Source organism: Mitsuaria sp. TWR114, assembly GCF_007997345.1.
This window is the reverse complement of the sequence record NZ_VOSR01000247.1, coordinates 1-4,012: the sequence shown is the minus strand read 5'-3', so window position 1 is coordinate 4,012 and position 4,012 is coordinate 1. Positions and strand designations below refer to the sequence as shown.

Annotated in this window: 3 protein-coding genes and 1 pseudogene; all 4 read right to left on the bottom strand. The window is 68.2% G+C overall.

Annotated features, from left to right (window positions below; all coding sequences use genetic code 11):
• Positions 1–322 (bottom strand): annotated as a pseudogene (locus FUT87_RS10720) (hypothetical protein); the annotation flags it as partial.
• 92 nt (positions 323–414) lie between these two features.
• Positions 415–1,515 (bottom strand): cell division protein ZapE, encoded by a 1,101-nt coding sequence (zapE, locus tag FUT87_RS10715; protein ID WP_147241003.1) that lies wholly within the window; start codon positions 1,513–1,515, stop codon positions 415–417.
• A gap of 135 nt (positions 1,516–1,650) precedes the next feature.
• Complete coding sequence (gene lpdA / locus FUT87_RS10710; protein WP_147241002.1) at positions 1,651–3,078, bottom strand: dihydrolipoyl dehydrogenase; 1,428 nt, start codon at positions 3,076–3,078, stop codon at positions 1,651–1,653.
• 18 nt (positions 3,079–3,096) lie between these two features.
• On the bottom strand, positions 3,097–4,012 hold a 916-nt coding region (gene odhB, locus FUT87_RS10705; protein ID WP_147241001.1), incomplete at its 5' end, for a 2-oxoglutarate dehydrogenase complex dihydrolipoyllysine-residue succinyltransferase.

Sequence of the window (4,012 nt, the reverse complement as noted above, 5' to 3'; positions counted from 1 at the left end):
GCCGCGGCGCTGCGCGCTGACGCTCCTCCGCATTGACCTGGTGCTCGACCCGGTCCAGCGGCCGCAGCTGCCGGATGCGTTCGTCCCGCGCCTCCTCCAGGCAGCCAGTCACGACGAAGCGCTGGTTGCACTCCTTCACCCGGGACTGGTAGGCCTGCTCGATCCGGGCGCGCGCAGCATCGATCTCGGCACGGGTCATGTCCGCGGCCTGGGCGGCCGGGGACACGGCACACAACAAGATCAGCGAGATCAGCGCATTCAGCGCGATCGGCGCCCTGGACGCGGCGGCGAGAACGAAGCGGAAAGTCATGAGCGCGATCATCGCATCCGCCGGCGCCCCCGCCGGCGAAGCCGCCGCCCGTGACTTCCCTACATCCCCGGTCGGCGGGGCGAGAGCAGCCCGCGGACGCGCGCTCAGGTCAGGCGCGTGTCGACCTCGCGCCGCTCGAGTTCGAGGTACTCCTTGGACTGCATCTCCTGCAGCCGCGACACGGTGCGCGGGAACTCGTGCGCGAGCGGGCCTTCGGTGTAGAGCTGCTCGGCCGGCACCGCCGCCGAGATGATCAGCTTCACGCGGCGGTCGTACAGGACGTCCACCAGCAGCGTGAAGCGGCGCGCCTCGCTGGCCAGCCGCGGCGGCATGGCCGGCACGTTGGACAGGATCAGCGTGTGGAACTGCGTCGCCAGCTCCAGGTAGTCGTTCTGCGAGCGGGGGCCGCCGCAGAGCTCGGCGAAGTCGAACCAGACGACGCCGCCGGCGCGGCGCCGGGAGCGGATCTCGCGGTGCTCGATGTGCAGCACGGGATCCTCGTCGCGCGCCTCGGCCAGCGACTCGAAGGCGGCCGTCAGCGCGCCTTCGGTGTCGGCGTTCAGCGGCGTGTGATAGAGCTCGACATGCTCCAGCGAGCGCTGCCGGTAGTCGGTGCCGTTGTCGACATTGATGACTTCCAGGTGGGTCTTGAGCAGCTCGATCGCCGGCAGGATGCGGTCGCGATGCAGGCCGTTGGGATAAAGGCCGTCGGGATGGAAGTTGGACGTCGTCACGATGGACACGCGGTTCTTGAACAGCGCATCCAGCAGGCGGTACAGGATCATCGCGTCGGTGACGTCGGCGACATGGAACTCGTCGAAGCAGATCAGCCGGAAGCGCCGCGCGATGCGCTTGCCCAGCTCGTCCAGCGGATCCTGGATGCCCTTGAGTTCCTGCAGCTCACGGTGGACCTCGCGCATGAACTCGTGGAAGTGCAGCCGCGTCTTGCGCGTCAGCGGCACCGCCTGGAAGAAGCAGTCCATCAGGAAGCTCTTGCCGCGGCCGACACCGCCGAACATGTAGACCCCGCGCGGCAGCGGCGGGCGCACCAGCAGCTTGGTCACCGCGTTGGAGCGCCGCGCCTTGTAGGCGGCCCATTCGTCCTGGCAGCGCTGCAACGCGGCCACGGCGCGCAGCTGGGCCGGGTCGGCGGTGTAGCCGCGTTCGGCCAGGGTCTGGTGGTAGAGCTCGGTGACGGTGGTCATGCGGCGGAGTTCAGGTCACGGGATCGGGATCGCGATCGGGCATTCGGGCGGAGGGCCCGCGCACGTCGGCGCAAGAAAAAAGGGGCGACTCGCGCCGCCCCTCTCCTGCGCGTCCGTGGCGCTTCGAGCCTGGGCTCAGAAGTTCAGCGTGCGCTTGTCCACGGCCAGGGCCGCTTCCTTGGTCGCTTCGCTCAGCGACGGGTGGGCGTGGCAGATGCGGGCGATGTCCTCGGCCGAGGCCTTGAACTCCATCGCCACCACGGCTTCGGAGATCAGCTCCGAGGCCATCGGGCCGATGATGTGCACGCCCAGGATCTCGTCGGTCTTGGCGTCGGCCAGGAACTTGACGAAGCCGGTCGTGTCGCCCAGCGCGCGCGCGCGGCCGTTGGCCAGGAACGGGAACTGGCCCGCCTTGTAGGCCACGCCGTCCGCCTTGAGCTGCTGCTCGGTGCGGCCGACCCACGCGATCTCGGGGCTGGTGTAGATCACCCACGGGATGGTGTTGAAGTTGACGTGACCGTGCTGGCCGGCGATGCGCTCGGCGACCGCGACGCCCTCTTCTTCCGCCTTGTGCGCCAGCATCGGGCCGCGCACGACGTCACCGATCGCCCAGACATTGGGCAGGTTGGTCTTGCACTCGTCGTCCACGACCACCGCGCCACGCTCGTCGAGCTTCAGGCCGACGGCTTCCGGGTTCAGGCCGATGGTGTTGGCGACGCGGCCGATCGAGACGATCAGCTTGTCGACCGCCAGCGTCTGCTCGGCACCCTTGGCGTCCGTGTACTTCACCGTCACGCCGGACTTGCCGTTCTCGACGGAGGTGATCTTTACGCCCAGCTCGATGTTCAGGCCCTGCTTCTTGAAGACCTTGGCGGCTTCCTTGGCGACGGACTCGTCGGCGGCGCCCAGGAAGGCGGGCAGCGCTTCCAGGATCGTCACGTCCGCGCCCAGGCGGCGCCACACCGAGCCCATTTCCAGGCCGATGACGCCGGAGCCGATCACGCCCAGCTTCTTGGGCACGGCCGGGATGCGCAGCGCGCCGTCGTTGGACAGGATGTTGGTCTCGTCGAACGGGGCACCCGGCAGCTGGCGGGCGTTGGAGCCGGTGGCGACGATCACGTGCTTGGCCGTGATGGTCTCCTCGGCGGCGCCGGCGACCTTGATCTCGTAGGCGCCGTCCTTGGCGGCCACGAACGAGCCGCGGCCGTGGAAGAACGTGACCTTGTTCTTCTTGAACAGGTAGAGGATGCCGTCGTTGTTCTGCTTCACGACGGCGTCCTTGCGGCCGATCATCTTGGCGATGTCGATCTTCAGGTCAGCCATCGAGATGCCGTGGTCGGCGAAGCCGTGGCCGGCGTGCTCGAAGTGCTCGCTGGACTGCAGCAGCGCCTTGGACGGGATGCAGCCGACGTTGGTGCAGGTGCCGCCGGGAGCGGGACCGCCCTTGTCGTTCTTCCACTCGTCGATGCAGGCCGCGTTGAAGCCCAGTTGCGCCGCGCGGATCGCCGCGATGTAGCCGCCGGGGCCGCCGCCGATGACGACGACGTCGAATTGCTTGCTCATGTCGTGGTCGTCCTCGGATTACAGATCGAACAGCAGACGGGCCGGATCTTCCAGCGCATCCTTCATCGCCACCAGGCCCAGCACGGCTTCGCGGCCGTCGATGATGCGGTGGTCGTAGGACATCGCCAGGTAGTTGATCGGGCGGATCACGATCTGGCCGTTCTCGACGACGGCGCGGTCCTTGGTCGCGTGCACGCCCAGGATGGCCGACTGCGGCGGGTTGATGATCGGGGTCGACAGCATCGAGCCGAAGGTGCCGCCGTTGGAGATCGAGAAGGTGCCGCCGGTCATCTCTTCGATGCCGAGCTTGCCTTCCTGGGCCTTCTTGCCGAACTCGGCGATCTTCTTCTCGATGTCGGCGAAGCTCATCTGGTCCGCATTGCGCAGGATGGGCACGACCAGGCCGCGCGGCGAGCCGACGGCGATGCCGATGTCGAAGTAGCCGTGGTAGACGATGTCATTGCCGTCGACCGAGGCGTTCAGCACCGGGTACTTCTTCAGCGCGTGGACCGCGGCCTTGACGAAGAAGCTCATGAAGCCCAGCTTCGTGCCGTGCTCCTTGGTGAAGCTGTCCTGGAACTTCTTGCGCAGCTCCATCACCGGGGCCATGTTCACTTCGTTGAACGTGGTCAGGATGGCGTTGGTCGATTGCGACTGCAGCAGGCGCTCGGCGATGCGGGCGCGCAGGCGGCTCATCGGCACGCGCTGTTCCGGGCGGTCGCCCAGGTTGACGGCGGCCGGGGCGGCCACGGCCGGCAGCGGCTTGGCGGCGGGAGCGGTCGGGGCCTGCACCGGAGCGGGGATCGCGGCCGGCTTGGCGCCGCCTTCGATCGCGCCCAGCACGTCGCCCTTGGTCACGCGGCCATCCTTGCCGGTGCCGGCGACCGAGCCGGCGGCCAGGTTGTTGTCGGCCATCAGCTTGGCGGCAGCCGGC

What these genes read in the sequence shown, in the direction of transcription:
- zapE (WP_147241003.1), bottom strand. Translation starts at nt 1,515, where the DNA reads ATGACCACCGTCACCGAGCTCTACCACCAGACCCTGGCCGAACGCGGC.
- lpdA (WP_147241002.1), bottom strand. Translation starts at nt 3,078, where the DNA reads ATGAGCAAGCAATTCGACGTCGTCGTCATCGGCGGCGGCCCCGGCGGC.